The organism is Streptomyces graminofaciens, assembly GCF_030294945.1.
Taxonomy (GTDB): Bacteria; Actinomycetota; Actinomycetes; order Streptomycetales; family Streptomycetaceae; genus Streptomyces; species Streptomyces graminofaciens.
Map to the genome: position 1 here is coordinate 966,562 of NZ_AP018448.1, position 23,602 is coordinate 990,163.

Here is a 23,602-nt window from a genome sequence, read left to right on the forward strand (position 1 = left end):
CGCTGCGAGGAATCAGGGACCGCGCGGAGATCGTCAGGATGCGTGGTGAAGCGGAGGGAGGCATATGACTTGTGCAAGTCGCCAGCAAGTCCGGGCCTGCATATGCAGGATGGGCAGCACCAGTGGAGGGTGCGGGGCGGTGCCGCGGGGGACCGCGATCGCCGGTGACCCCGCCACCCGACCTTTCTGAGAGGTGTCGGTGTGATGCTCAAGGGACGGGTCAGGGAACGGGAAACCCTCGGTCGGTTCGTGGCGGACCTGCGCGAGCGATTAAGCGGTGTCGTGCTCCTGTGCGGTGACGCCGGCATCGGCAAGACGGTCCTGCTGGATCACGCCGCCTCGGAGGCCGCCGACCTGCGCGTCCTGCGGGTGGCGGGGGTGGAGGCGGAGTCCGGGTTCCCTTTCGCGGCGCTGCACCGGCTGCTCGTGCCGTTTCTGGACGACCTCAAGGAGCCCGGCGCGCTGCCCACGGCCCAGCGCTCGGCGCTGCGGGTGGCCTGTGGGCTGGCCGACGGCCCGGCCGCCGATCAGTTCCTGGTGGGGCTCGCGACGCTCACGCTGCTCGCGGAGGCCGCCAAGCGACGGCCGGTGCTGGCCTGCGTCGACGACGCCCAGTGGCTGGACGAGGAGTCCTTGGGCGTGCTCGCCTTCGTCGGCCGGCGGGTGCACGCCGAGGGTGTCGGTCTGCTGTTCGCCGCGCGCACCGGTTTCGACGCGCCCGCGGGCCTTCCCCGCACGGAAGTCACCGGTCTGGAGGACGAGTTCGCGCTGGAACTGCTGCGGGAGGCCGTCCCCGGGCCGCTCGACACCCGGGTCGCGGCACGGATCGTGTCCGCCACCGCCGGGAATCCGCTGGCGCTGGCCGACCTGGGGCGGGAACTGTCCGCCGACCAACTCTCCGGAGGGCTCGTCCTGCCGGAGCCGCTGCCCGTGGGCGGCAGGCTGGAGGCGCACTACCTCCAACAGGTCCGCGAGTTGCCGGAGCCGACACGGACCTGGCTGCTCCTCGCCGCCGCCGAGCCCGGCGGTGACCTCGGGTACCTCACGAGCGCGGCGGACCGACTCGGGATCGGCACGGACGCCTCGGGTCCGGCCGAGGCCGCGCGCCTGGTGGTGCTGCGCTCCACCGTACGGTTCCGCCATCCGCTGGTGCGGTCGGCTGTCTACGGCGGCGCCACCAGCGTCGAGCGGAGGCGGGCGCACGACGCGCTGGCCCAGGTCACCGACCGCCCGGCCGACGCCGACCGGCGTGCCTGGCATCGCGCCGCGGCCGCGATCGGGACGGACGCCGCCGTCGCCGCGGAGGTGGAGGACGTGGCCGACCGGGCGGGCGCGCGCGGTGGCTACGCCGCGCGCGCCACCTTCCTGACCCGGGCCGCCGAGCTGACACCGGAGGGCGAGGTACGAGCGGGGCGGCTGCTCGCGGCGGCCGAGGCCGCGCTGCGCGCCGGGGCGCCGCTGCAGGCCGAGTCGCTGCTGGACGGGATCGAGGGGGAACTGCTCGGTGACGCCGGCCAGGGCCGGGCCCTGTTGATCCGGGCGACCACAGGCCTCGCGCTGGGCCGCGCGGATTCCTTCGCGCAGGCGCCGGCGCTGTGTGTGCGGGCCGCCCGGTTCCTCTCCGACGGCGCTCCGGACCTGGCACGTGAGGCGCTCCTCCGGGCGACCGACCGCGCCATCACGGCGGAGCACCTCATGCGGGACACCACACCGGCCGAGATCGCCCGGGCCGTGGAGTCGCTGGTGCCGCGCTCCGGTGCGGCGACCGGCGTCGACCTGGTGCTGCGCGGTTTCGCGGCCCTGGTCACCGACGGCTACGAACGCGCCGTACCGCAGCTGCGGCGGGCCTGCGCCATGGTGCTGGACCCGGACACCTCCGAGGAGGAGGTGCTGCGCGGGTATCTGCCCGCCGTCACCCTGTCGATGATCCTGTGGGACGAGCAGACGCACACCGCTGTCATCGGGCGGGCGGCCGATGTGGCGCGACGGACGGGTTCCCTGTGGCAGCTGGACTCCGCCCTGTACTGCGCCACGATGTCCGAGACGAATCTCGGCGAGCTGGCCGCCGCCGACGACCTGTTGGCCGAGGGGCACCAGATCCGTGCGGCGATCGGCGCGAACGACGACGTGTGGGCCATCTACCGGCATCCCGAACTGCTCGCCTGGCACGGCGAGCGCGACGACCTGGACGCCGTGCTGCGCGGGTCGATGGAGGCGGGCACCTGGCTCGGCAGCGGCGCGGTCGAGTCCATCGCCCGCATCGGCATGGTGGTGCTGGCCCTCAGCCGGGGCGACTACGCCAAGGCGCGCGGCATCGCGCACGAGCTGATCCAGCAGGACGCGCTCGGGGTGCATTCGCGGCTGCTCCCCTCCCTCGTCGAGGCGGCCGTGCGCTGCGGCGACCGGGTCCTCGCCACGGCCACGCTGGGGACGCTCGCCTCCCGGGCGACGGCCTCCGGCACGCCCTGGGCCCTTGGCGTGCTGGCCCGCTCCAGCGCTCTGGTCGCCGCCGTCGACGACGCCGAGCCGCTGTACAACGAGGCGATCAACCTGCTGTCGGGCACGAGAGCGCGCTCCGATCTCGCCATCGCCCATCTGCTGTACGGCGAGTGGCTGCGCCGCCGCAAGCGCCGCAAGGACGCCCGCGAACAACTGCGTACGGCCGTCGCAATGTTCGACGCCATGCGGGCCACGGGTTACGCGGCGCGCGCCGCTCAGGAGCTGGCCGCCACCGGGGCGCATCCTCAGCGCGGGACGGGCGGGACGACGAGCGGGCTGACCCCGCAGGAACTCCAGATCGCCCGGCTCGCCAAGGGCGGCGCGACCAACGCCGAGATCGCCGCGCAGCTGTACATCAGCGCCAGCACCGTCGACTACCACCTGCGGAAGATCTTCCGGAAGCTCGATGTGACGTCCCGGCGGCAGCTCCGCCAGGCATGGGAGGACTGACCGCGGTCACGACTACGCGCGCCACGGGATTCGGGCACCGGCCGTCCTGGCGGAGGCTCGGGCGGCCGGACAGATCGTGCAGACGGGAGCTTTCACCATGCCGTACGTCACCGCGAGCGACGGAGCGCGGATCTACTACAAGGACTGGGGCACGGGCCGGCCGGTCGTGCTCAGCCACGGCTGGCCGCTGAACTCGGACAGCTGGGAGGCGCAGCAGTTGTTCCTCGCCTCGAACGGTTTCCGTGCCATCGCCCACGACCGTCGTGGGCACGGCCGGTCCTCGCAGACCTGGCACGGCAACGAGATGAACACCTACGCCGACGACCTCGCCACGCTCATCGACACGCTCGACCTGCGCGATGTGACGCTCGTCGGCTTCTCCACGGGCGGCGGTGAGGTCGCCCGCTACGTAGGGCGGCACGGCACCGCCCGGGTCGCGCAGCTCGTGCTGGTCTCCGCCGTACCGCCGCTGATGGTCAAGACCGACGACAACCCGGGCGGGGTGCCCGTCGAGGTGTTCGACGCGATCCGCGCCGGGTCGCTCGCCGACCGCTCACAGCTGTACCGCGACCTGGCCGACGGCCCGTTCTTCGGGCACAACCGGCCCGGCGCCGATGTCTCCCAGGGCATCCGGGACGCGTTCTGGCGGCAGGGCCTGCAGGCGGGACACCGGAACGCCTACGAGTGCGTCGCGGCCTTCTCGGCCACCGACTTCCGCGCCGACCTGGACGCCTTCGACGTGCCCACGCTGGTCGTGCACGGCGACGACGACCAGGTCGTGCCCTTCGAGGTGGGGGGCAGGGCGTCGGCGTCCCGTATCAAGAACGCGACGCTGAAGGTATACCCGGGGGCGCCGCACGGCATCACGGACACGCACAAGGAACAGCTCGGCACGGACCTGCTGGACTTCCTCAACTCCTGACTCCGGAAGGAACCATCACGTGATTCCCGAAGGTCAGCCCCGCCGTCGCGTGCTCGGCGGCCTGCTCGCGGCGGGAGCGGTCACGCTCGGCGCCGCCCCCGCGGCGTCGGCCGCCGCCTCCTCGGGCGGCGCCGCGAGACCGACCGTCGTGCTCGTGCACGGCGTGTTCGCCGACGCCTCGGGCTGGAACGACGTCATCGCCCGGCTGCTGAAGGCCGGGTTCCCGGTCATCGCCCCGGCGAACCCGCTGCGCGACCTGGCGGGCGACTCGGCGTATGTCTCCAGCGTCGTCGGCTCCGTCTCCGGCCCGGTCATCCTGGTCGGCCACTCCTACGGCGGGGAGGTCATCACCAACGCCGGACGCGGCCATTCCCACGTCAAGGCGCTGGTGTACGTCGGGGCGTTCGCGCCCGACGAGGGCGAGAGCGCGCTGGACCTGGCCGGTATGTTCCCGGGCAGCAAGCTGGAGGACGCGCTGGTGATCCGCCCGTTCCCGCTGCCCGACGGCACCACCGGCAGGGACGGGTACATCGACCCGGCGAAGTTCCGCGAGGTCTTCGCCGCGGACCTGCCGGCCTCCGTGACGCGGCTGATGGCCGCCACCCAGCGCCCCGGCAGTGTGGGCGGGCTGTCGTCCGCCAGCGGCGTACCGGCGTGGAAGAGCCTGCCGTCCTGGTACGTGATCCCCACCGCCGACCAGGTCATCCCGGCGGCGGTGCAGCGCTTCATGGCCGAGCGCGCGAGGAGCAAGGTCGTCGAGGTGAAGGGTTCCTCGCACGTCGTGATGATGTCGCACCCCGACGTCGTCGTCCGCCAGATCGTGGCCGCCCACCGCGCCACCCGTTGACCTCCTGGAAGGAAAAATCGATGAGCGCACCGGACACCATCGTCCTGATCCACGGCTTCTGGGTGACGCCGCGCAGCTGGGAGCACTGGATCGACCGATACGAGAAGCAGGGCTACCGTGTGCTCGCGCCCGCCTACCCCGGTTTCGAGGTGGAGGTCGAGTCCCTGAACGCCGACCCGACCCCGATCGAGAAGGTGACCGCCCCGCAGATCGTGGAGAGCCTGGCGAACGTGATCCGCGGGCTCGACAGGCCGCCCGTGCTGATCGGCCACTCCGCGGGCGGCGCGTTCACCCAGATCCTGCTCGACCACGGCTTCGGCGCGGCCGGAGTGGCCATCAACTCCGCGGCCACGGAGGGCGTGAAGGTGGTCCCGCTGAGCCAGGTGAAGTCGACGTTCCCCGTGCTCAAGAACCCCGCCAACCATCACAAGGCGGTCGGCCTCACCCATGAGCAGTGGCACTACGCCTTCACCAACACGTTCTCCGAGGAGGAGTCCCGGGCGCTGTACGAGCGTTACGCGATCCCCGCGTCGGGCCGCATCCTGTGGAACAGCGTGCTGGCCAACTTCCAGCCCGGCCACCAGGACATCTGGGTGAACTACCACAACGACGGCCGTGCCCCGCTGCTGTTCCTCTCCGGCGAGCTGGACCACCTGATGCCGCCCAAGGTGCAGCAGTCCAACGCCGAGCACTACAAGTCGGACACCGTCACGGAGGTCAAGGTGTATCCGGGGCAGCCGCATCTGATGCCGGCCGCGCCGGGCTGGGAGGAGGTCGCGGACTACGCGCTGTCGTGGGCCCTGGCGCACGCCCGCTAGGGCGTGTTTCGAAAGTGGCGTCGTCCGCCCGGAGGGCGGGGCCCGCGGCGTCTGGTGCGGTGCATCGCAAGGCGGAGGGTCGTCCGCGTACTGGGCGCACGCGGACGACCCCGACAACGCGGCGAGGTGCCGTGCCAGGCGTCGCGGGGCAGACGGGACGTTCGAAACACGCCCTAGCCATCTGCACGCCCGGGGCGGCGGTCCTGCCCGCCGTCCCGGGCCACCGGAAGGGATCACGGTATGACCGATGTCCGCGTCACGCACATCGGCGGTCCGACCACGCTGATCGAAGTCGACGGCTGGCGGCTGCTCACCGACCCGACGTTCGATCCGCCGGGTCGCCGCTACTCGTTCGGCTGGGGCACATCCTCCCGTAAGACGTCCGGCCCCGCCCTCGCCGTCGCGGACCTGCCGCCGGTCGACGCCGTCCTGCTCACCCACGACCATCACGGCGACAACCTCGACACGGCCGGGCGCGCCCTGTTGCCGACCGCGGACGTCGTGCTCACCACCCCGGCCGGGGCACGACGGCTCGGCGGCAACGCCCGTGGCCTGGCGCCCTGGACGACCACACGCCTTGAGGCACCCGGGCGCAAGACGATCGACGTGACCGCCACCCCGGCCCGTCACGGGCCGCCGCTGTCCCGGCCGGTCACCGGGCAGGTCACCGGCTTCGCGCTCCGCTGGGAGGGACAGCGGCACGGCGTGCTGTGGATCTCCGGGGACACCGTCCTCCACGACGGCGTACGCCACGTCGCGCGCCGCCTGGACGTGGGCACGGCCCTGTTGCACATGGGCGGTGTGCGCTTCCCGCTGACGGGTCCGGTCCGCTACACGATGACGGCCGCTCAGGCCGTGGAACTGTGCCGTCTCCTCGCCCCGCGCACCGCCTTCCCCGTCCACTACGAGGGCTGGCATCACTTCCGCGAGAACCGCGAGGCCATCGAACGGCGTCTGGCCTCGGCGCCCGCCGACATCCGCGACCGCTTCCGCTGGCTGCCCGCAGGAACGGGCGTCGACGTCACTGTGTGATGAGCCGCGGTAGTGACCGCACGGGTCGAATTTTGGCAGGATGAGCCGAACCGGCCCGCAATTCGAACGCGTGGCCGATTCCACCTGGCTTCCTCTGGGGGTTCCGTCATGCCACCCGTACGCCTCGCACCGGACGTCGCCGCCTTCTACGCCACGCAGAGCGTGTTCACCGACCCAGGCGCACTCGCCCCGCTCTACGCCGATCTGCCGCGCGATCCGGCCCAACTGGCCCGGATCACACGGGATCTGATGATCCATCGCGGGGAGGGCGGGACGTTCGGTCACACGATCCCGCAGGACCGGCTGCACAACGACGCCGAGACCCGCTATCTCGACGACATCCTGCGGATCGTCGTCGAGCGGAACGACGCGCCGCTCTCGCACCGCCGCGAGCCGAAGGACCGCTTCGTCGGTGTGTGCCGCGACTTCTCACTGCTGCACTGCTCGCTCCTGCGGCACGCGGGCGTGCCCGCCCGGCTCCGGTCGGGCTTCGCGAGCTATTTCGGCTCCGACGGTTTCCACTGCGATCACGTGGTCACCGAGTACTGGGATCCGGTACGGGGCTGGCTGCTCGCCGATCCGCAGCTGCCCGAGCCGTCGCTCATGGCGGAGTGGGGCATCGACTTCGACCCGATGGATGTGCCGCGCGACCGGTTCCTCGTCGCGGGCAAGGTGTGGCGGGCCATCCGCGCGGGCGAAGCGGACCCCCGGTCCTTCGGCCTGCATCCCCCTGCCGAGGGGCCGATGTTCGGGGAGTTCTTCGTGGCGGGCAATGTGCGCCTCGACCTCGCGGCGCTCAACAAGGTCGAGACGCTGCTGTGGGATGTCTGGGGGTCGGAGGTGGAGCTGGGGCACGACCTCACGGACGCCGTGCGCGCACACTACGACCGGGCCGTGCCGGTGGTGGGTGACGAGGTGCCCTTCGCGGCGGCCCGCGAACTCTTCGCCGTCGACGAGGAGTTCAGGACTCCGGCGACCGTGATGTCGTACGCGCCCTTCAACGGTCCGCGCGAGGTCGCCCTGCGCTGACCGCTCACCCCGCGGTTCCCTCTCACCGTCGGTGGGCGGCTCGGGTCGCCCACCGACACACACCCCGCCTGGTTCAGGTCAGGTCGAACTCGCCCTCCCGGGCCCCCGACACGAAGGCGCCCCACTCCGCAGGGGTGAAGATCAGCGAGTGGCTCTCGGGACTGCCGCTGTTGCGCATCGCGATGAAACCCTCGACAAACGCGATCTGGACGTCTCCCCTGCCTTCACTGCTGGACCGCCAGTCCGCGTTGCTGAGGTCCAGGTCCGCCGGCTTGTGCCAGCCGTCGAGCGATCGCTGCTCCATGGTGCTCTCGGCCACGTCCGTGCTCCTCCCGGTTCGTCGTCCGCCCGCCAGACTAGCGATCGACCCCCGCCGCCGACAGGCCACGTGGGGAGGAGGTTCAGGAGGTGGGCGGCTCGGCGCCCACGAGCCACATCGCGAAGAACTGCGATCCACCGCCGTAGGCGTGCCCGAGCACCCGGCGGGCGCCCTCCACCTGGTGTTCTCCGGCCTGCCCGCGCACCTGGAGCGCGGCCTCGGCGAAGCGGATCATGCCGGAGGCGCCGATGGGGTTGGTGGAGAGCACCCCGCCGGACATGTCGACCGGGAGATCGCCGTCGAGTTCGGTGACCCCGGACTCGGTGAGCTTCCACCCCTCGCCCTCGTCGGCGAAGCCGAGGTTTTCCAGCCACATCGGCTCGTACCAGGAGAACGGCACATACATCTCCACCGCGTCGATCTCGCGGCGCGGATCGACGATGCCCGCCTGCCGGTAGACGTCGGCCGCGCAGTCCCGGCCCGCGCGCGGCGAGACACAGTCCTTGCCCGCGAACAGCGTCGGTTCGCTGCGCATCGCCCCGCCGTGCATCCACGCGGGCGGCCGGGGTGCGCGGGCCGCGCCCGCCCGGTCGGTGAGCACCATCGCGACGGCCCCGTCCGAGGAGGGGCAGGTCTCCGAGTAGCGGATCGGGTCCCACAGCATGGGCGAGGCCTGGACCTTCTCCAGGGTGATGTCGTGCTCGTGGAGGTGCGCGTAGGGGTTCTTCAGCGCGTTGCGCCTGTCCTTGTACGCGACCAGCGAGCCGACGGTGTCGGGGGCGCCGCTGCGCCGCATGTACGCCCGTACGTGCGGGGCGAAGAAGCCGCCCGCGCCGGCCAGCAGCGGCTGTTGGAACGGGATCGGCAGGGACAGGCCCCACATGGCGTTCGACTCGGACTGTTTTTCGAAGGCGAGGGTCAGGACGGTCCCGTGGACGCGGGCCGCGACCAGGCTCGCGGCGACCAGTGCCGTGGACCCGCCGACCGAGCCCGCCGTGTGCACCCGCATCATCGGCTTGCCGACCGCGCCGAGTGCGTCGGCCAGGTACAGCTCGGGCATCATGACGCCCTCGAAGAAGTCGGGCGCCTTGCCGATGACCACGGCGTCGATGTCCGCCCACGTCAACTCGGCGTCGGCGAGTGCCCGTCCGGCGGCCTCGCGGACGAGCCCGGCGATCGACACGTCCCGCCGCGCCGCGACGTGCTTGGTCTGGCCGATCCCTACGACGGCCACGGGCTCCTTGCTCATCGCGGATCCCCTTCGAGTACGGCGACCAGGTTCTGTTGCAGACAGGGCCCGGAGGTGGCGTGGGCGAGGGCCCGGTCGGACTCGCCCCGGTGGATACGGGCGGCCGCCTCGCCGATGCGGATGAGCCCGGCGGCCATGATCGGGTTGGCCGCGAGGGCGCCGCCCGAAGGGTTCACGGCCACCCCGTCGTCGAGCCGCAGCGCCTTGCGCAGGAGCACCTCCTGCGAGCTGAAGGGCGCGTGCAACTCGGCGGTGTCCACGGGCCGTTCGAAGGCTCCGGCCCGTTCGGCGGCCAGCCGGGCGGACGGCGAGTCGGTGAGCTCGCGTACGCCGATGCCGTGCGCCTCGACGCGGTGGTCGATGCCCCGGATCCAGGCGGGCCGCGCGCACAGCTCCCGGGCCCGCTCCCCCGCCGCGAGCACGACGGCGGCGGCTCCGTCGCTGATCGGCGGGCAGTCGCCGGTGCGGAGGGGCCGTACGACGTAGTCTCCTTGCGGCACCGGACCCCGCAGCTGCGCATGCGGGTTGTCGGTCGAGCGGCTGCGCGCCCCGACGGCGGCCAGCGCGGGCTCGTCCGTGTGGCCCGCGTCGATGAGGGCCTGGGCCTGGAGGGCGGCGAGGGCGACGGAGTCGGGCCACAGGGGGGCCACGTAGTACGGGTCGAGCTGGCGGGTCAGCACGTCGCGTACGGAGCCGGGCGAGGACTTGCCGTAGGAGTAGACGAGCGCGGTGTCGGCGTCCCCTGTACGCAGCTTCACCCACGCCTCGTACAGGGCCCACGCCCCGTCCATCTCGACGTGCGACTCGGAGATCGGCGGCCAGGCGCCCACGCCGTCGAGGGCGAGGGTGAAGGAGAACGCGCGGCCGGCGAGGTAGTCGCTGGAGCCGGAGCAGGTGAAGCCGATGTCGGCGGTCTTCAGGCCCGTCTGACCGAGCACGTCGTGCAGGACCGGCATGAGCATCTCCACCTCGGAGAGCTCCTCGCTGGTGCGCCGGTGGTCGGTCTGCGCGAAGGCGACGACGGCGATCTCGCGTTCCCCAGGAGCTTCTTCGCGGGTCACAGCAACTCCTTGTACATGTCGTAGTCCGCGTCGGGTTCGCCGGTGGGCCGGTAGTGGTCGGGGTAACGGGCACCCTCCGTCCACACCGCCTCGACGCGCAGCCCCATGCGGACCCGGTCGTAGGGGATGCCGGCGATCCGGCCGTGCAGGGCGAGGTCGGCGCCGTCGAGGGCGATGTGGGCATAGACGTACGGGACTTCGATGTCGAGCTGTTTCGCCTTGATGTTGACGATGCAGAAGGTGGTGACCGTGCCGCGCGGCCCGACCTCGACCTGTTCGGCCGTGGCGACACCGCAGGTGGGGCAGGCGCCCCGCGGCGGGACGTACACCTTCCGGCAGGACGGGCAGCGTTCGCCGACGAGGCGGCGCTCGGCAAGGGCGTGGATGTAGCCGGTCTGGGCGCGGCCGGGCGAGTAGGTGTAGTCGAGGCGGGCGGGCGCGACGATGCCGGTGACCGGGTCCTCGAACTCGCCGGTGTGGCCGTCGAGTCGGCCCGGCTCTCCGTCGTACGGCTCGAAGCAGGCGATGTCCGTGATGGCGCCGGAGCGTTCCCCGGCCCAGCGGACGCGGACGCGCATACCGGTGTGCACGGCGTCGGGGCCGGGGGCGTCGAGGGCGTGCAGGAGGGCGGTGTCGGCACCGTCGAGGCGGACGAGGACCCAGGCGAAGGGGGCATCGAGGGGCTGGCCCCGGCGGGGTTCGTGGTTCCAGGCCCAGGTGGTGACCGTGCCGGTGGGGGCCACCTCGACCAGGTCGCGGATCTCCTCGGCGGTGACGGGGTCGTACTCGACGGGCGGAACGAGCACGCGACCGTCGCCGGTCCGCACGCCGAGCACGACGCGCTCGCGCAGGCCGGTGAGGAAGGCGCTCTGGACGGGGCCGAGGGAGCGGGTGAAGGGGAACTCGACGGTGAGGGGGGCTTTGAGGATGTCGGGCATCAGGGGGCTTACCTCCTTCGAGAGGGGACGACAGGGACGCCCCGTAAGGGGCACGGGGCTGTATCGATATGCGGCTCCACCGCGTGGGCGCGACCAGACACAGACGACCCGCGGCCGAGACACAACCGCCCCCTGGTGGACCACCTACGCCCGCTTGTAAACAGGGGCCCGCTTCTCGGCGAAGGCACGGGCACCCTCCTTGGCGTCGGCCGTGTCGAACACCGGCCACCCCCGCTTGAGCTCGGCGGCCAGTCCCTCCGCCTCGGTCAGCTCGGCGGTCTCGTACACGGACGCCTTGACCGCCTCCACGGCCAGCGGCCCACACGCGTTGATCCGTTCGGCGATCTCCAGAGCCTTCGCCAGGGCCGTCCCGTCCGGGACGACATGCCCGATGAGCCCGATGTCCGCGGCCTCGCGGGCGCTGTACGGCCGCCCGGTGAGCAGCATCTCCAGGGCATGCGTGCGCGGGATCTGCCGCTGGAGCCGAACCGTGGAGCCGCCGATGGGGAACAGACCGCGTTTGACCTCGAAGAGGCCGAATGTCGCCGACTTGCCCGCCACGCGAATGTCGGTGCCCTGGAGCATCTCGGTGCCGCCCGCGACGCAGTACCCCTCGACGGCGGCGATCACGGGCTTGCGCGGCCGATGGTGGCGGAGCATCGCCTTCCAGTGCAGATCGGGGTCGGCCTTGAGCCGGTCGCGGTACTCCTGGCCCACCATCCCCTTGTCGCCGGCCAGCGCCTTGAGGTCCATTCCGGCGCAGAAGTCGCCCCCGGCCCCCGTGAAGACGATCGAGCGGACACCGTCGTCCTCGTCGGCCTCGATCCAGCCGTCGTAGAGGCCGACGAGCATCGGCAACGAGAGCGCGTTCTTGGCCTCGGGCCTGTTGAGCGTGAGCACGAGCGTGGCGCCTTCGCGCCGCACAGTGAGGTGTTCCGTGCCAACCATCGCTTCCTCCAGTCTCCGGAACGAGAACAGGTTGCAGTAGGCGGGGAGACAGGACAAGAGTTTTCTGACACTCAGTCAGATTCTTTTGCGCGGGGCCTTCACAGTGACGGCGCCCTTTGCTCTGATGACCGGCGAACCGACGGATACCAGGCACGCCCGGGGTCAGGAGGAGTGCGGTGGAGTACAACCTTGCCGACCTGTTCGAGTCTGTCGTGGACGTGGTCCCGGACCGTGCGGCGCTCGCTTATCTCGACATCCCCGGCACGGGCGAGGAGCGCCGGCTGACGTACGCGGAGCTGGACGCGGCGGCGAACCGTGTCGGCCACCAGCTGCTCGACAGCGGCCTCAGGCCCGGTGACCATGTCGGCCTGCATCTGTACAACTGTGTCGAATACCTCCAAACCGCACTGGGCTGTCTCAAGGCGCGGCTGGTCCCCGTCAACGTCAACTACCGCTATGTGGAAGAGGAGTTGGTCTACCTCTACCGGGACGCGGATCTGGTGGGGCTCGTCTTCGACGCGGAGTTCACCGGGCGGGTGGCGGGGGCGCTGCCGAGGACGGAGAAGCTGCGGTGGCTGGTTCGGGTGGGGACTCCCCCGGCCGACGCCCCCGAGCTGCCCGGCGTCATGGACTTCGCGGAGATCTCCGAGAACGCCGAACGAGGCTTTCCCGCGCGCTCGGCCGACGACCAGTTCATCATCTACACCGGCGGCACGACGGGCATGCCCAAGGGCGTGATGTGGCGTCAGGAGGACCTGTTCTTCTCGGGGTTGGGCGGTGGCGCCCCGACCGGGGAGCCGGTGAAGGCGCCGGAGGAACTGGCCCGGCGGGTCGCGGCGGGTGGCGAGGGCATCACGTTCTTCCCGACGGCGCCGCTGATGCACGGCACGTCGACGCTCACGGCGTTCATCGGGTTCAACTTCGGCCAACGGGTGGTGATCCACCGGAAGTTCGTGCCGGAGGAGGTCCTGCGGACGATCGAGAAGGAGAAGGTGACGAGTGTGTCGCTGGTGGGCGACGCGATGCTGCGCCCGCTGATCGACGCCCTCGGCGGCCCCATGAAGGACACAGACTGTTCAGCGCTGTTCAGCGTGTCCTCGTCCGGCGCGATCATGTCGGAGACGGTACGGCGGCAGTTCCAGGAGCTGGTTCCGAACGCGATGCTGCTGAACAACTTCGGCTCGTCGGAGTCCGGCTTCAACGGTACGGCGACGGAGGACTCGGGGGCAGGCGACGGCTTCCGGATCCGCGTCAACGCCCGTACCCAGGTCGTGGACCCGGCGACGTACGAGCCGGTCCCCGTCGGCGTACCCGGCCGGGTCGCCCAGCGCGGTCACGTCCCCCTCGGCTACTACAACGACTCGAGGAAGACCGCCGAGACCTTCTTCGAGAAGGACGGCGAGCGCTGGGTGCTGCTCGGCGACATGGCCACGGTGGACGAGGAGGGCGTCGTCACCGTCCTCGGCCGCGGTTCGCAGTGCATCAACACCGGTGGCGAGAAGGTGTACCCGGAGGAGGTCGAGCAGGCCCTCAAGGCCCACCCCGACGTGTACGACGCGCTGGTCGCCGGGGTCCCGGACGCCCGCTGGGGCAGCCACGTGGCGGCCGTGGTCCAGCTCCGCGAGGGCGCTGCCCGCCCCTCCCTGGAGGACATCCAGACCCACTGCCGCACCCGCCTCGCCGGCTACAAGATCCCCCGCCAGCTGGTCCTCGCCGACACCATCCAACGCTCACCGAGCGGGAAGGCCGACTATCGATGGGCACGGTCGGTGGCGGCCACGGCGGACAGGCCCTAGGCGTGTTTCGAAGGTCCCGTCTGCCCCGCCCTCCGGGCGGACGACGCCACTTCCGAAACACGCCCTAGAGCCGCGGAGATCCGTCAGAAGGGCCCCAGCCGTACGAGAACCAGGGCTCAGCTCAGGCCTCGGCGAACCGGTCCCGTAGTTCCCGCTTGAGGATCTTGCCGCTGGCGTTGCGTGGCAGTTCGTCGACGAACAGGACCTTCTTCGGGGCCTTGAAGTGGGGGAGGTTCTCTCGGGCGTGGGCGATCAGTTCGGCCTCGGTGACCTCGCCCCGGGGGACGACGACCGCGGTCACGGCCTCGATCCACTTCTCGTCGGGCAGGCCGATCACGGCGGCCTCGGCGACCCGGTCGTGGGTGTAGAGGGCGTCCTCGACCTGGCGTGAGGCGATCAGCACACCGCCGGAGTTGATGACGTCCTTCACCCGGTCCACGACGGTGAAGTACCCCTCCTCGTCGCGCACGGCGAGGTCACCGGAGTGGAACCAGCCGTCGCGGAAGGCCTCGGCGGTCTCCTCGGGCTTGTTCCAGTAGCCCTCGCAGAGTTGCGGGGACTTGTAGACGATCTCGCCGGGGGTGCCGTCCGGCACGTCCTCGCCGTGTTCGTCGACCACCCTGGCCTCGACGAACATCACCGTGCGCCCGCAGGACTCCATACGGCCCTTGTGCTCGTACGGCCCGAGGACCATCGACAGCGGGCCGATCTCGCTCTGGCCGAAACAGTTGTGGAAGGCGAGCTTCGGCAGGCGTTCCCTGAGCCGTTCGAGGACGGGCACGGGCATGATCGACGCCCCGTAGTACGCCTTGCCGAGTCCGCCGAGGTCGCGGTCGTCGAAGTCGGGGCGGTTCGCCAGGCCGATCCACACGGTGGGCGGGGCGAAGAGGCTGTCGGCGTCGCCCGCCTCGATCAGGTCGAGGATCCGGTCGCCGTCGGGCGCGTCGAGGATGGTGTTCGTGGCGCCTACCGCGAGGTACGGCACGAGGAAGACGTGCATCTGTGCCGAGTGGTACAGCGGCAGCGCGTGCACGGGACGGTCGCCCGCCTGGAGGTCGAGGGCGGCGATCGCGCTGAGGTACTCGTGGGCCAGCGCGCGGTGCGTCATCATCGCGCCCTTGGGGAGGGCCGTCGTGCCCGAGGTGTAGAGCAGCTGCACCAGGTCCTCGGTCTGCGGCTCCTCGCCGTCGTACGGCTCCGTCGCGGCGAGCCGGGTGAGCAGCGAGTCGTCCGCGTCGCGCAGCGCGAGGGTGCGCACGCCGTCGGGGAGGTTCGCGGCGAGGTCCGGGTCGGTGAGGACGAGGGTGCTGCCGGACTGGTCGAGGATGTACGACAGGTCGTCGCCGGTGAGGTTCTGGTTGACCGGGACGTGCACCAGGCCGGCGCGGGCGCAGGCCAGGAAGGCGATGAGGTACGCGTCCGAGTTGTGGCCGTAGGCGCCGACGCGGTCGCCGGGTGCGAGACCGATGTCGCGCAGGGCGCGGGCGGCGCGGGAGACGGCGTCGTCGAGTTCGGCGTATGTCCAGGACCGTTCGCCGTAGCGGACCGCGACACGGGCGGGGCTCCGCCGGACGCTGCGCCGGAGCACCCCGTCGACCGTCACGCTGCGACCAGCCGTCATGATGTGCGCTCCTTCGTCCACCGGTTCCCACGCGATCCTCGTCGCGTCGCGCGAGCGAGGTCAAGCGCGCCACCGGCATGGTCGAAATCCGGCACGGATGGCCTGAAGCGGCTCAACTTCGGAGGCGGGGACGCGAGTCCACCAAGGTGAAGATCGATCACATGTATGGACTACGCACATACGTGTTGACATGCTCAACCGTCCCTTCCCTCACTGACGTTGGGAGGCTCCATGCGCACCCGCCTGAGACAGCTCGTGGTCTCGGCCGTCGCCCTGCTCACCGCCTCGGCCGTCCTGCCCTCGGCGGCCACCGCCGCCGACGACGGCCGGGCGTCCGGGCAGCGCCCGTCCCAGGGCGCTCTGTCCGCCGTGATCCGCTACACCGAGTACGGCGTTCCGCACATCGTCGCGAAGGACTACGCGAACCTCGGCTTCGGCACCGGTTGGGCGCAGGCCGCCGACCAGGTGTGTGTGCTCGCCGACGGCTTCGTGACCGTACGCGGCGAGCGGTCCCGTTACTTCGGGCCCGACGCGGCGCCCGACTTCTCGCTCTCCTCGGCCTCGAAGAACCTGACCAGCGACCTGTACTTCCGGGGCGTCCGGGACACGGGCACCGTGGAGCGACTGCTCGACCAGCCCGCGCCGCGCGGTCCCAGCCGCGCCGTCAAGGACCTGATGCGGGGCTGGGCGGCGGGCTACAACGCCTGGCTGAGGCAGAACCGCGTCACCGACCCAGCCTGCAAGGGCGCCGCCTGGGTGAGGCCGGTCACCACGCTCGACGTGTTCTCCCGTGCGTACGCCCTGGCCGTGCTGGGCGGCGAGGGGCGGCTCGTGGACTCGATCGCCACCGCGCAGCCTCCGTCCGGCAGCTCCACGGCCGCCGCCCCGGACGCGAAGGCCGCCGCCCGGGCCGCGAGCGAGCTGTTCTCCGCCGGGGACGCGGACATGGGGTCGAACGCCGTCGCCTTCAGCGGTGACACCACGGCGAACGGCCGCGGTCTGCTGCTGGGCAACCCGCACTACCCGTGGGCCGGCGGGCGCCGCTTCTGGCAGGCGCAACAGACGATCCCGGGCGAGCTGAACGTCTCCGGCGGCGCGCTGCTCGGCTCGCCGATCACCCAGATCGGGTTCAACGCCAAGGTGGCCTGGAGCCACACCGTCGCGACCGGCGTCCCCATGAACGTCCATCAGCTGAAGCTGGACCCGGCCGACCCGACGACGTATCTCGTGGACGGCAAGCCGGAGCGGATGACGAAGCGGGCCGTGACCGTCGACGTCAAGGACGGCACCCCGGTCACCCGCACCCAGTGGTGGACCCGCTACGGCCCGGTCGTCACCTCCCTCGGCGGGGACCTTCCGCTGCCCTGGTCGGGCACGACCGCGTACGCCGTCGCCGACCCGAACGCGGCGAACATGCGGTTCGCCGACACCTCGCTCGGCTTCGCGAAGGCGCGCGGCACGGCCGACATCCTGAAGTCGCTCGCCGAGCACCAGGGGCTGCCGTGGGTGAACACGGTCGCCGCCGACTCCGCCGGGCACACCCTGTACACCCAGTCGCAGGTCCTGCCCCGGATCACCGACGAACTGGCGGCCCGCTGCTCGACCCCGCTCGGCAGGGCCACGTATCCGGCCTCGGGTGTCGCCGTCCTGGACGGCTCACGCTCCGACTGCGCGCCCGGCAGTGACGTCGACGCCGCGCAGCCGGGGATATTCGGGCCCGCGCGGATGCCGACGCTGAAGGACGCCCCGTACGCGGAGAACTCGAACGACAGCGCGTGGCTGGCCAACGCGGACCAGCCGCTCACCGGGTACGAGCGGGTCTTCGGCACCATCGGCACACAGCGGTCGATGCGCACGCGCGGCGCCGTCGAGGACGTCGCGGCGATGGCCGACAAGGGCGGTCTGACCGTACGGGACCTCCAGCGGCAGCAGTTCGCGAACCGGGTGCCGGCCGCCGACCTGACGGTGGCGGACGTGGCCCGGGCCTGTGCCGCGCTGCCGGGCGGTACGGCGACGGGGAGCGACGGCAAGGCCGTCGAGGTGAGCGAGGCCTGCGGTGTGCTCAAGGCGTGGGACCGCGCCATGGACACCGACAGCCGGGGCGCACTGCTGTTCGACCGGTTCTGGCGGAAGCTGACCGCTCTCGTACCGCGCGATCAGCTCTGGAAGGTGCCCTTCTCGGCGGCGGACCCGGTCAACACCCCGAACACGCTGAACACGGACGCGCCCGGCCTCGCCACAGCCCTGGCCGACACGGTGACGGAGCTGCGTACGGCGGGCATCGCGCTGGACGCGAAGCTGGGCGCCAACCAGTTCGTCGTACGCGGCGGCAAGCGCGTCCCGGTGCCCGGCGGCACCGAGTCGCTCGGCGTGTGGAACAAGATCGAGGCCCGCTGGAGCGCGGCCGACGGCGGCTACGCGGAGGTGTCCACGGGCTCCAGCCACATCCAGGCGGTCGGCTGGGACGGCGGCCGCTGCCCGGTGGCCCGCACCCTGCTGACGTACTCCCAGTCCTCGAACCCGAACTCGCCGCACTACAGGGACCAGACGCGGCTGTTCTCGGACGAGAAGTGGGTGAAGTCCCGCTTCTGCGAGAAGGACATCCTGTCGTCACCGAAGCTCAAGGTGGTGCGTGTGAGCCAATGAACGCAGTGATCCCCGGCCAATGAGCGGAGGTGTGTGGTGCCGTCCCGAGCGGGGCGGCACCATGCCAGTGGCATACACCCCTTCCTCATGAGGAGGCCACGCGGTGGCACAGGACTCGTTACGCCCGGAGACCGATTCGGTCACGAAGATCGACACGACGGTGCCGCACTCGGCCCGTATCTGGAACTACTGGCTGGGCGGCAAGGACAACTACCCGGTCGACCACGAGGCGGGCGACGCGTTCCGCGCGGTGTTCCCCGGCATCACCGACCTCGCCCGTGACTCCCGGGCCTTTCTCGGTCGGGCGGTGCGATTCCTCGCCCAGGAAGCCGGGATACGCCAGTTCCTCGACATCGGCACCGGCCTGCCCACGGCGGACAACACGCACGAGATCGCCCAACGGGTGGTCCCCGAGGCGCGGATCGTCTATGTGGACAACGACCCGCTGGTCCTGACCCACGCGCGGGCGCTGCTCACGAGCACCCCCGAGGGGGCGACCGACTACATCGACTCCGATCTGCACGATCCCGCGACCGTGCTGCGCGAGGCGGCCAGGACCCTGGACCTCAGGCGACCGGTCGCGCTGACACTGATGCAGGTCAGCGGTCACATCGCCGACTACGACGAGGCACGGTCCATCGTCGGCACCCTCATGGCCGCGCTGCCGTCGGGCAGTTGGTTCGCGTTCAACGACAGCGTGGACACGCACCGGGCCAACGCCGAGGCCACCCGCCGCTACAACGAGAGCGGCGCGGTCCCCTACTACCTGCGCAGCCCGGACCGGCTCGCCGGTTTCTTCGACGGCCTGGAGCTGCTGGAGCCCGGTGTCGTCCCGCTCGCCGACTGGCGCCCCGACCCGTCGGCCCCGCGCGGCGGGTCGGGCGAGGTGATCGCGCTGGGCGGGGTCGCGCGCAAGCCCTGAGGCCCGACCAGTGCGTCAGACCGGCCGCTCCCTGCCCTCCCAGTACGGCTCTCGCAACCGCCGCTTGTAGAGCTTGCCGTTGGGGTCGCGGGGCATCGTCTCGATGAAGTCGACGCTCTTGGGGCGCTTGTAGCCGGCCAGCCGGGTCGTGCAGTGCCGGAGGATCTCGGCGGCCAGCGCCGGACCCGCCTCGAAGCCCGGGGCGGGTTCGACGACCGCCTTGACCTCCTCGCCCCAGTCGTCGTGCGGGATGCCGAAGGCGGCCGCGTCGGCGACGGCGGGGTGGGTCAGCAGCTCGGACTCGATCTCGGCGGGGTAGATGTTGACGCCGCCGGAGATGATCAGGTCGATCTTGCGGTCGCGGAGGAAGAGATAGCCGTCCTCGTCCAGGAGGCCGAGGTCGCCCACGGTGAAGAAGTCGCCGATGCGGTTCTTGCGCGTCTTGCCCTCGTCCTTGTGGTAGGAGAAGCCGCCGGTGCTCATCTTCATGTAGACGGTGCCGAGTTCACCGGGCGGCAGCCGGTCGCCGTCGTCGTCGAAGACGGCCAGCTCACTGATCGGCCAGGCGCGGCCGACCGTGCCGGGCTTCTTCAGCCAGTCCTCGGCGGTGGCGAAGGCGCCACCGCCCTCGCTGGCCGCGTAGTACTCCTCGACGCAGTTCCCCCACCACGCGATCATGGCCCGCTTCACATGGTCGGGGCAGGGGGCGGCACCGTGGATGGCATGCCGCATGGACGACACGTCGTACGAGGCCCTGACCTGCTCAGGCAGGGCGAGCAGACGGTGGAACTGGGTCGGGACCATGTGGGTGTGGGTGCACCGGTGGGCGTCGATGAGCCGGAGCATCTCCTCGGGTGTCCACTTGTCCATCAGGACCAGGCGGTGCCCGATGTGCAGGGACGCGCCCGCGAACTGCAGGACCGCCGTGTGGTAGAGCGGCGAGCAGACGAGGTGCACATTGCCGTCGTAGGGCTTGATGCCGAAGATGCCGAGGAATCCGCCGAGGTACGCCTCCTCGGGCGGCTTGCCGGGCAGGGGGCGGCGGATACCGCGCGGGCGGCCGGTGGTGCCCGAGGTGTAGTTCATGACCCAGCCGAGCGTGCGGTCCGAGGGCGCCGACTCGGACTGCCCGTCGAGGAGTTCGGCATACGGCCGGAAGCCGGCGACCTCGCCGACCGCGTACCGGTGGCTGTCCGGCAGCTTCGCCTCGTCGGCGGCGTTCCGCGCCTGGTCCGCGAACCGTTCGTGCGCGATGAGCACCTTGGCGCCGGAGTCGGAGACGATCCAGGCGATCTCGGGGCCGACGAGATGGTGGTTGACGGGCACGAGGTAGAGACCGGCCTGCTGGGAGGCCAGATACGCGATGAGGAACTCGACGCCGTTGGGCAGGACGGCCGCGAAGGCGTCGCCGCGGGCGAGGCCCGCCGCGCGCAGCCCGTGGACCAGCCGGTTGGCGTCGGCGAGCAGACGGCCGGCGGTCCACTCCTCGCCGTCGGGTGCGACGAGGACCGTACGGTCGGGGTCGGCGGCAGCCTGGGCCCAGAAGCCGTTGGGAGCCTGCCCCATGGGGCCGTTGGATGCCTGGCTCACTGTTCGGCGCTCCTTCCGGCGATCCGGTTGAGCCGGTCGACGGCCCGTTCGAAACCACGGGTGAGGTCGTCGAAGACCTCCTGGACACTGCGCTCGCTGTTCATCCGGCCGACGATCTGCCCGACGGGCGTGCCGAGCAGCGGCTCCACCTCGTACTTCTGGATCCGGGTGAGCGCCTCGGCGACCAGCAGGCCCTGGAGGGGCATGGGGAGCGTGCCGGGGCCGCTCGGGTCGTCCCAGGCGTCGGTCCATTCGGTACGCAGCTGGCGTGCGGGTTTGCCGGTCAGCGCGCGGGAGCGGACGGTGTCGCCCGAGCCGGCGGCGAGCAGTTTGCGGGTCACGGCGGTGGAGTGGAGGTCGGCCTCGGTGGTCGTCAGCCACAGGGAGCCCAGCCACACACCCTGGGCGCCGAGGCTGAGCGCGGCCGCCACCTGCTGTCCGCTGCCGATACCGCCGGCGGCCAGCACGGGCAACGGGTCGACGGCGTCCACGACCTCGGGCGTGAGGACCATGGAGGCGATCTCCCCGGTGTGGCCGCCGGCCTCGTAGCCCTGGGCGACGACGATGTCGATCCCGCCCTCGGCGTGCTTGCGGGCGTGCCGGGCGCTGCCCGCCAGCGCGGCGACGAGGACGCCCTTGTCGTGGGCGCGTTCGACGACATCGGCTGGCGGGGAGCCCAGCGCGTTGGCGAGCAGCTTGATCGGGTAGTCGAAGGCCACGTCGAGCTGGGTGCGGGCGACCTGCTCCATCCACCCGGTGATCCGCCAGCCTGACGCCTCCCCGTCGGCGAGCTCCGGCACCCCGTGCTTGGCGAGGGTGTCCTTGACGAACTGCCGGTGGCCCTCGGGGATCATCGCCTCGACATCGGCCTCGGTGACGCCCTCCACCTTCTTCGCGGGCATGACGACGTCCAGCCCGTACGGCTGGCCGTCGACATGGGCCTCCAGCCAGTCGAGGTCGCGTTTGAGGTCGTCCGGGGCGGTGTAGCGGACCGCGCCGAGCACCCCGAAGCCCCCTGCCCGGCTGATGGCCGCGGCGACGGCGGGGAACGGCGTGAAGCCGAACACGGCGTACTGGACTCCGAGTTTCTTGCTCAGCTCCGTCTGCATGGTGCGCAGAATGCCGCAGTCCTCCGGACGAGGGAAGAAGTTTTCTGATGCTCCGTCAGATTTCTGTTGGCGCCTCTTCGGCGAGTCCCGCCCGACCGACGCGGCACGGATCACGGCAGCGGGGTGGACGGTCTCCGCCGACCAGGGACCGACTACGGGGCGGGCGGTTCGAGGACGGCCATCGCCGCGTTGTGCCCCGGCACCCCGCTCACCCCACCGCCGCGCACGGCCCCCGCCCCACACAGCAGGACGTTCGGGTGCCGCGTCTCGACGCCCCAGCGGCCGGTGCCCTCCTGGGCGTACGGCCAGGTCAGGTCGCGGTGGAAGATGTTGCCGCCGGGGAGGCCGAGGTCGCGTTCCAGGTCGAGCGGGGTCCTGGCCTCGATGCAGGGGCGGCCGTCCGCGTCGACGGCGAGGCAGTCGGCGATCGGCTCGGCGAGGTGGGCGTCCAGCTGGGCCAGGGTCGACTTCAGCAGCTCCTCGCGTACGGCGTCATTGTCGCCCTCGAACAGCCGCGCGGGGGTGTGCAGGCCGAAGAGGGTGAGCGTCTGGTAGCCCGCCTCGACCAGGTCGGGGCCGAGGATGGTCGGGTCGGTGAGCGAGTGGCAGTAGATCTCGGAGGGCGGCGCCTCGGGCAGCGCGCCGGCGGCGGCCTGGGCGTAGGAGGCGGCGAGTTGCTCGTAGCCCTCGGCGATGTGGAAGGTGCCGGAGAACGCCTCGTGCGGGTCGACGGACTCGTCACGCAGCCTCGGCAGCCGCTTGAGCAGCATGTTCACCTTGAGCTGTGCGCCCTCGGCAGGGGTGGCCGGTTCGTCGCCGGTCAGGGTGGCCAGTTCCTTCGGGGAGGCGTTGACCAGGACGTGGCGGGCGGCGACGACGCCTTCGCCGTCGGCTGTGCGGTAGGAGACCTCGGCGGACCGGCCGTCCGTGTCGATGCGTGTCGCCTCGTGCCCGGTGGCGAGCACCGCGCCCGCGTCCCGGGCGGCCCCGGCCAGCGCGTCCGTGAGCGCGCCCATGCCGCCGACCGGTACGTCCCACGCGCCGGTGCCGCCGCCGATCACGTGGTAGAGGAAGCAGCGGTTCTGGCGCAGGGAGGGGTCGTGGGCGTCCGCGAAGGTGCCGATCAGGGCGTCGGTGAGGACGACTCCGCGTACGAGGTCGTCCTCGAACGCCGACTCGACAGTGGTGCCGATGGGCTCCTCGAAGAGGGTCCGCCAGGCGTCCTCGTCGTCGATGCGGCGGCGCAGTTCGTCCCGGGCGGGCAGGGGCTCGGTGAGCGTCGGGAACACTCGTTCGGCGACGCGGCCGGTCATGCCGTAGAAGCGCTTCCAGGCCTGGTACTCGCGGTCGGAGCCGGTCAGCCGTGCGAACGCCTCGCGGGTGCGGCGCTCGCTGCCGCCGACGAGGAGGCCGGTGGGCTGTCCGTGGCGTTCGACGGGGGTGTACGAGGAGATCGTGCGGCCGCGGACGCGGAAGTCCAGGTCGAGGTCCCGCACGATCTTCTTCGGCAGCAGGCTGACCAGGTACGAGTACCGCGAGAGCCGGGCGTCGATCCCGGCGAAGGGGCGCGTGGAGACGGCCGCTCCCCCGGTGTGGTCGAGGCGCTCCAGCACGAGCACGGACCGCCCGGCGCGGGCCAGATAGGCGGCGGCGACCAGGCCGTTGTGACCGCCGCCGACGATCACGGCGTCGTACGAACGGTGACCGGGGCTTGCGGGGTGTGCTTCGTGTGCGGGCATGGCTCTTGGTAACACGCGCTGATCGAGGTCGGCCAGGGGTGCGGGTCAGGTGGACCAACGGGGGTCG

General features: G+C 71.4%; 18 protein-coding genes. 9 read left to right on the forward strand and 9 right to left on the reverse strand.

The features are described from left to right. The first annotated feature begins 204 nt into the window (after positions 1-204). The 6 genes from SGFS_RS04180 to SGFS_RS04205 all read left to right on the forward strand — a co-directional run bounded on the left by SGFS_RS04180 (position 205) and on the right by SGFS_RS04205 (position 7,597). The gene (locus tag SGFS_RS04180; protein ID WP_286247713.1) at positions 205-2,949 is read left to right on the forward strand and encodes a helix-turn-helix transcriptional regulator; all 2,745 of its coding nucleotides are present in this window, start codon (positions 205-207) and stop codon (positions 2,947-2,949) included. 97 nt (positions 2,950-3,046) lie between these two features. Further along, positions 3,047-3,871, forward strand: a complete 825-nt coding sequence (locus SGFS_RS04185; protein ID WP_286247714.1) for an alpha/beta fold hydrolase — start codon at positions 3,047-3,049, stop codon at positions 3,869-3,871. A gap of 19 nt (positions 3,872-3,890) precedes the next feature. Further along, entirely contained in the window at positions 3,891-4,718 is an 828-nt protein-coding gene (locus SGFS_RS04190) for an alpha/beta fold hydrolase (protein ID WP_286247716.1), read from the forward strand. A gap of 20 nt (positions 4,719-4,738) precedes the next feature. Beyond that, positions 4,739-5,536, forward strand: a complete 798-nt coding sequence (locus SGFS_RS04195) for an alpha/beta hydrolase (protein WP_286247718.1) — start codon at positions 4,739-4,741, stop codon at positions 5,534-5,536. 240 nt (positions 5,537-5,776) lie between these two features. Further along, positions 5,777-6,568 (forward strand): MBL fold metallo-hydrolase, encoded by a 792-nt coding sequence (locus tag SGFS_RS04200; protein WP_286247722.1) that lies wholly within the window; start codon positions 5,777-5,779, stop codon positions 6,566-6,568. Between the two features lie 108 nt (positions 6,569-6,676). Continuing rightward, a complete protein-coding gene (locus tag SGFS_RS04205) occupies positions 6,677-7,597 on the forward strand; it encodes a transglutaminase-like domain-containing protein (protein ID WP_286247724.1) in 921 nt (306 codons plus the stop codon). A gap of 73 nt (positions 7,598-7,670) precedes the next feature. On the opposite strand, the gene SGFS_RS04210 is transcribed toward SGFS_RS04205, so the two are convergent. The 5 genes from SGFS_RS04210 to SGFS_RS04230 form a co-directional block, all read right to left on the reverse strand. After that, positions 7,671-7,916, reverse strand: a complete 246-nt coding sequence (locus tag SGFS_RS04210; RefSeq protein WP_286247726.1) for a DUF397 domain-containing protein — start codon at positions 7,914-7,916, stop codon at positions 7,671-7,673. Between the two features lie 82 nt (positions 7,917-7,998). Continuing rightward, the gene (locus SGFS_RS04215) at positions 7,999-9,165 is read right to left on the reverse strand and encodes a thiolase domain-containing protein (RefSeq protein WP_286247728.1); all 1,167 of its coding nucleotides are present in this window, start codon (positions 9,163-9,165) and stop codon (positions 7,999-8,001) included. After that, a complete protein-coding gene (locus SGFS_RS04220; RefSeq protein ID WP_286247730.1) occupies positions 9,162-10,226 on the reverse strand; it encodes a thiolase domain-containing protein in 1,065 nt (354 codons plus the stop codon). Before SGFS_RS04220 ends, SGFS_RS04215 begins: the two co-directional genes overlap by 4 nt. Then, positions 10,223-11,164 (reverse strand): Zn-ribbon domain-containing OB-fold protein, encoded by a 942-nt coding sequence (locus SGFS_RS04225; protein ID WP_286247732.1) that lies wholly within the window; start codon positions 11,162-11,164, stop codon positions 10,223-10,225. The genes SGFS_RS04220 and SGFS_RS04225 overlap by 4 nt, the downstream gene beginning before the upstream one ends. A gap of 144 nt (positions 11,165-11,308) precedes the next feature. Next, positions 11,309-12,112 (reverse strand): crotonase/enoyl-CoA hydratase family protein, encoded by an 804-nt coding sequence (locus SGFS_RS04230; protein WP_286247734.1) that lies wholly within the window; start codon positions 12,110-12,112, stop codon positions 11,309-11,311. 176 nt (positions 12,113-12,288) lie between these two features. On the opposite strand from SGFS_RS04230, the gene SGFS_RS04235 reads away from it, so the two are divergent. Further along, complete coding sequence (locus SGFS_RS04235; RefSeq protein WP_286247736.1) at positions 12,289-13,908, forward strand: acyl-CoA synthetase; 1,620 nt, start codon at positions 12,289-12,291, stop codon at positions 13,906-13,908. A gap of 121 nt (positions 13,909-14,029) precedes the next feature. Here SGFS_RS04235 and SGFS_RS04240 read toward each other — a convergent pair whose 3' ends face one another. Next, positions 14,030-15,529 carry an acyl-CoA synthetase gene (locus SGFS_RS04240; protein ID WP_286247737.1) on the reverse strand — a complete coding sequence of 500 codons (1,500 nt, stop codon included), beginning with the start codon at positions 15,527-15,529 and terminating at the stop codon, positions 14,030-14,032. A gap of 231 nt (positions 15,530-15,760) precedes the next feature. Here SGFS_RS04240 and SGFS_RS04245 point away from each other — a divergent pair, with 231 nt between their 5' ends. Then, the gene (locus tag SGFS_RS04245; RefSeq protein WP_286247739.1) at positions 15,761-18,175 is read left to right on the forward strand and encodes an acylase; all 2,415 of its coding nucleotides are present in this window, start codon (positions 15,761-15,763) and stop codon (positions 18,173-18,175) included. Positions 18,176-18,278: 103 nt separating this feature from the next. After that, a complete protein-coding gene (locus SGFS_RS04250) occupies positions 18,279-19,097 on the forward strand; it encodes an SAM-dependent methyltransferase (RefSeq protein ID WP_286247741.1) in 819 nt (272 codons plus the stop codon). Positions 19,098-19,112: 15 nt separating this feature from the next. Here the strand turns inward: SGFS_RS04250 and SGFS_RS04255 are convergent, their stop codons facing one another. The 3 genes from SGFS_RS04255 to SGFS_RS04265 all read right to left on the reverse strand — a co-directional run bounded on the left by SGFS_RS04255 (position 19,113) and on the right by SGFS_RS04265 (position 23,535). Next, the gene (locus SGFS_RS04255; protein WP_286259787.1) at positions 19,113-20,663 is read right to left on the reverse strand and encodes an acyl-CoA synthetase; all 1,551 of its coding nucleotides are present in this window, start codon (positions 20,661-20,663) and stop codon (positions 19,113-19,115) included. Positions 20,664-20,683: 20 nt separating this feature from the next. Continuing rightward, the gene (locus SGFS_RS04260; protein ID WP_286247742.1) at positions 20,684-21,796 is read right to left on the reverse strand and encodes an NAD(P)H-dependent flavin oxidoreductase; all 1,113 of its coding nucleotides are present in this window, start codon (positions 21,794-21,796) and stop codon (positions 20,684-20,686) included. Positions 21,797-21,948: 152 nt separating this feature from the next. After that, on the reverse strand, positions 21,949-23,535 hold the full coding sequence (locus SGFS_RS04265) for a phytoene desaturase family protein (protein ID WP_286247743.1): 1,587 nt from the start codon (positions 23,533-23,535) through the stop codon (positions 21,949-21,951). Between the last annotated feature and the right edge of the window lie 67 nt (positions 23,536-23,602).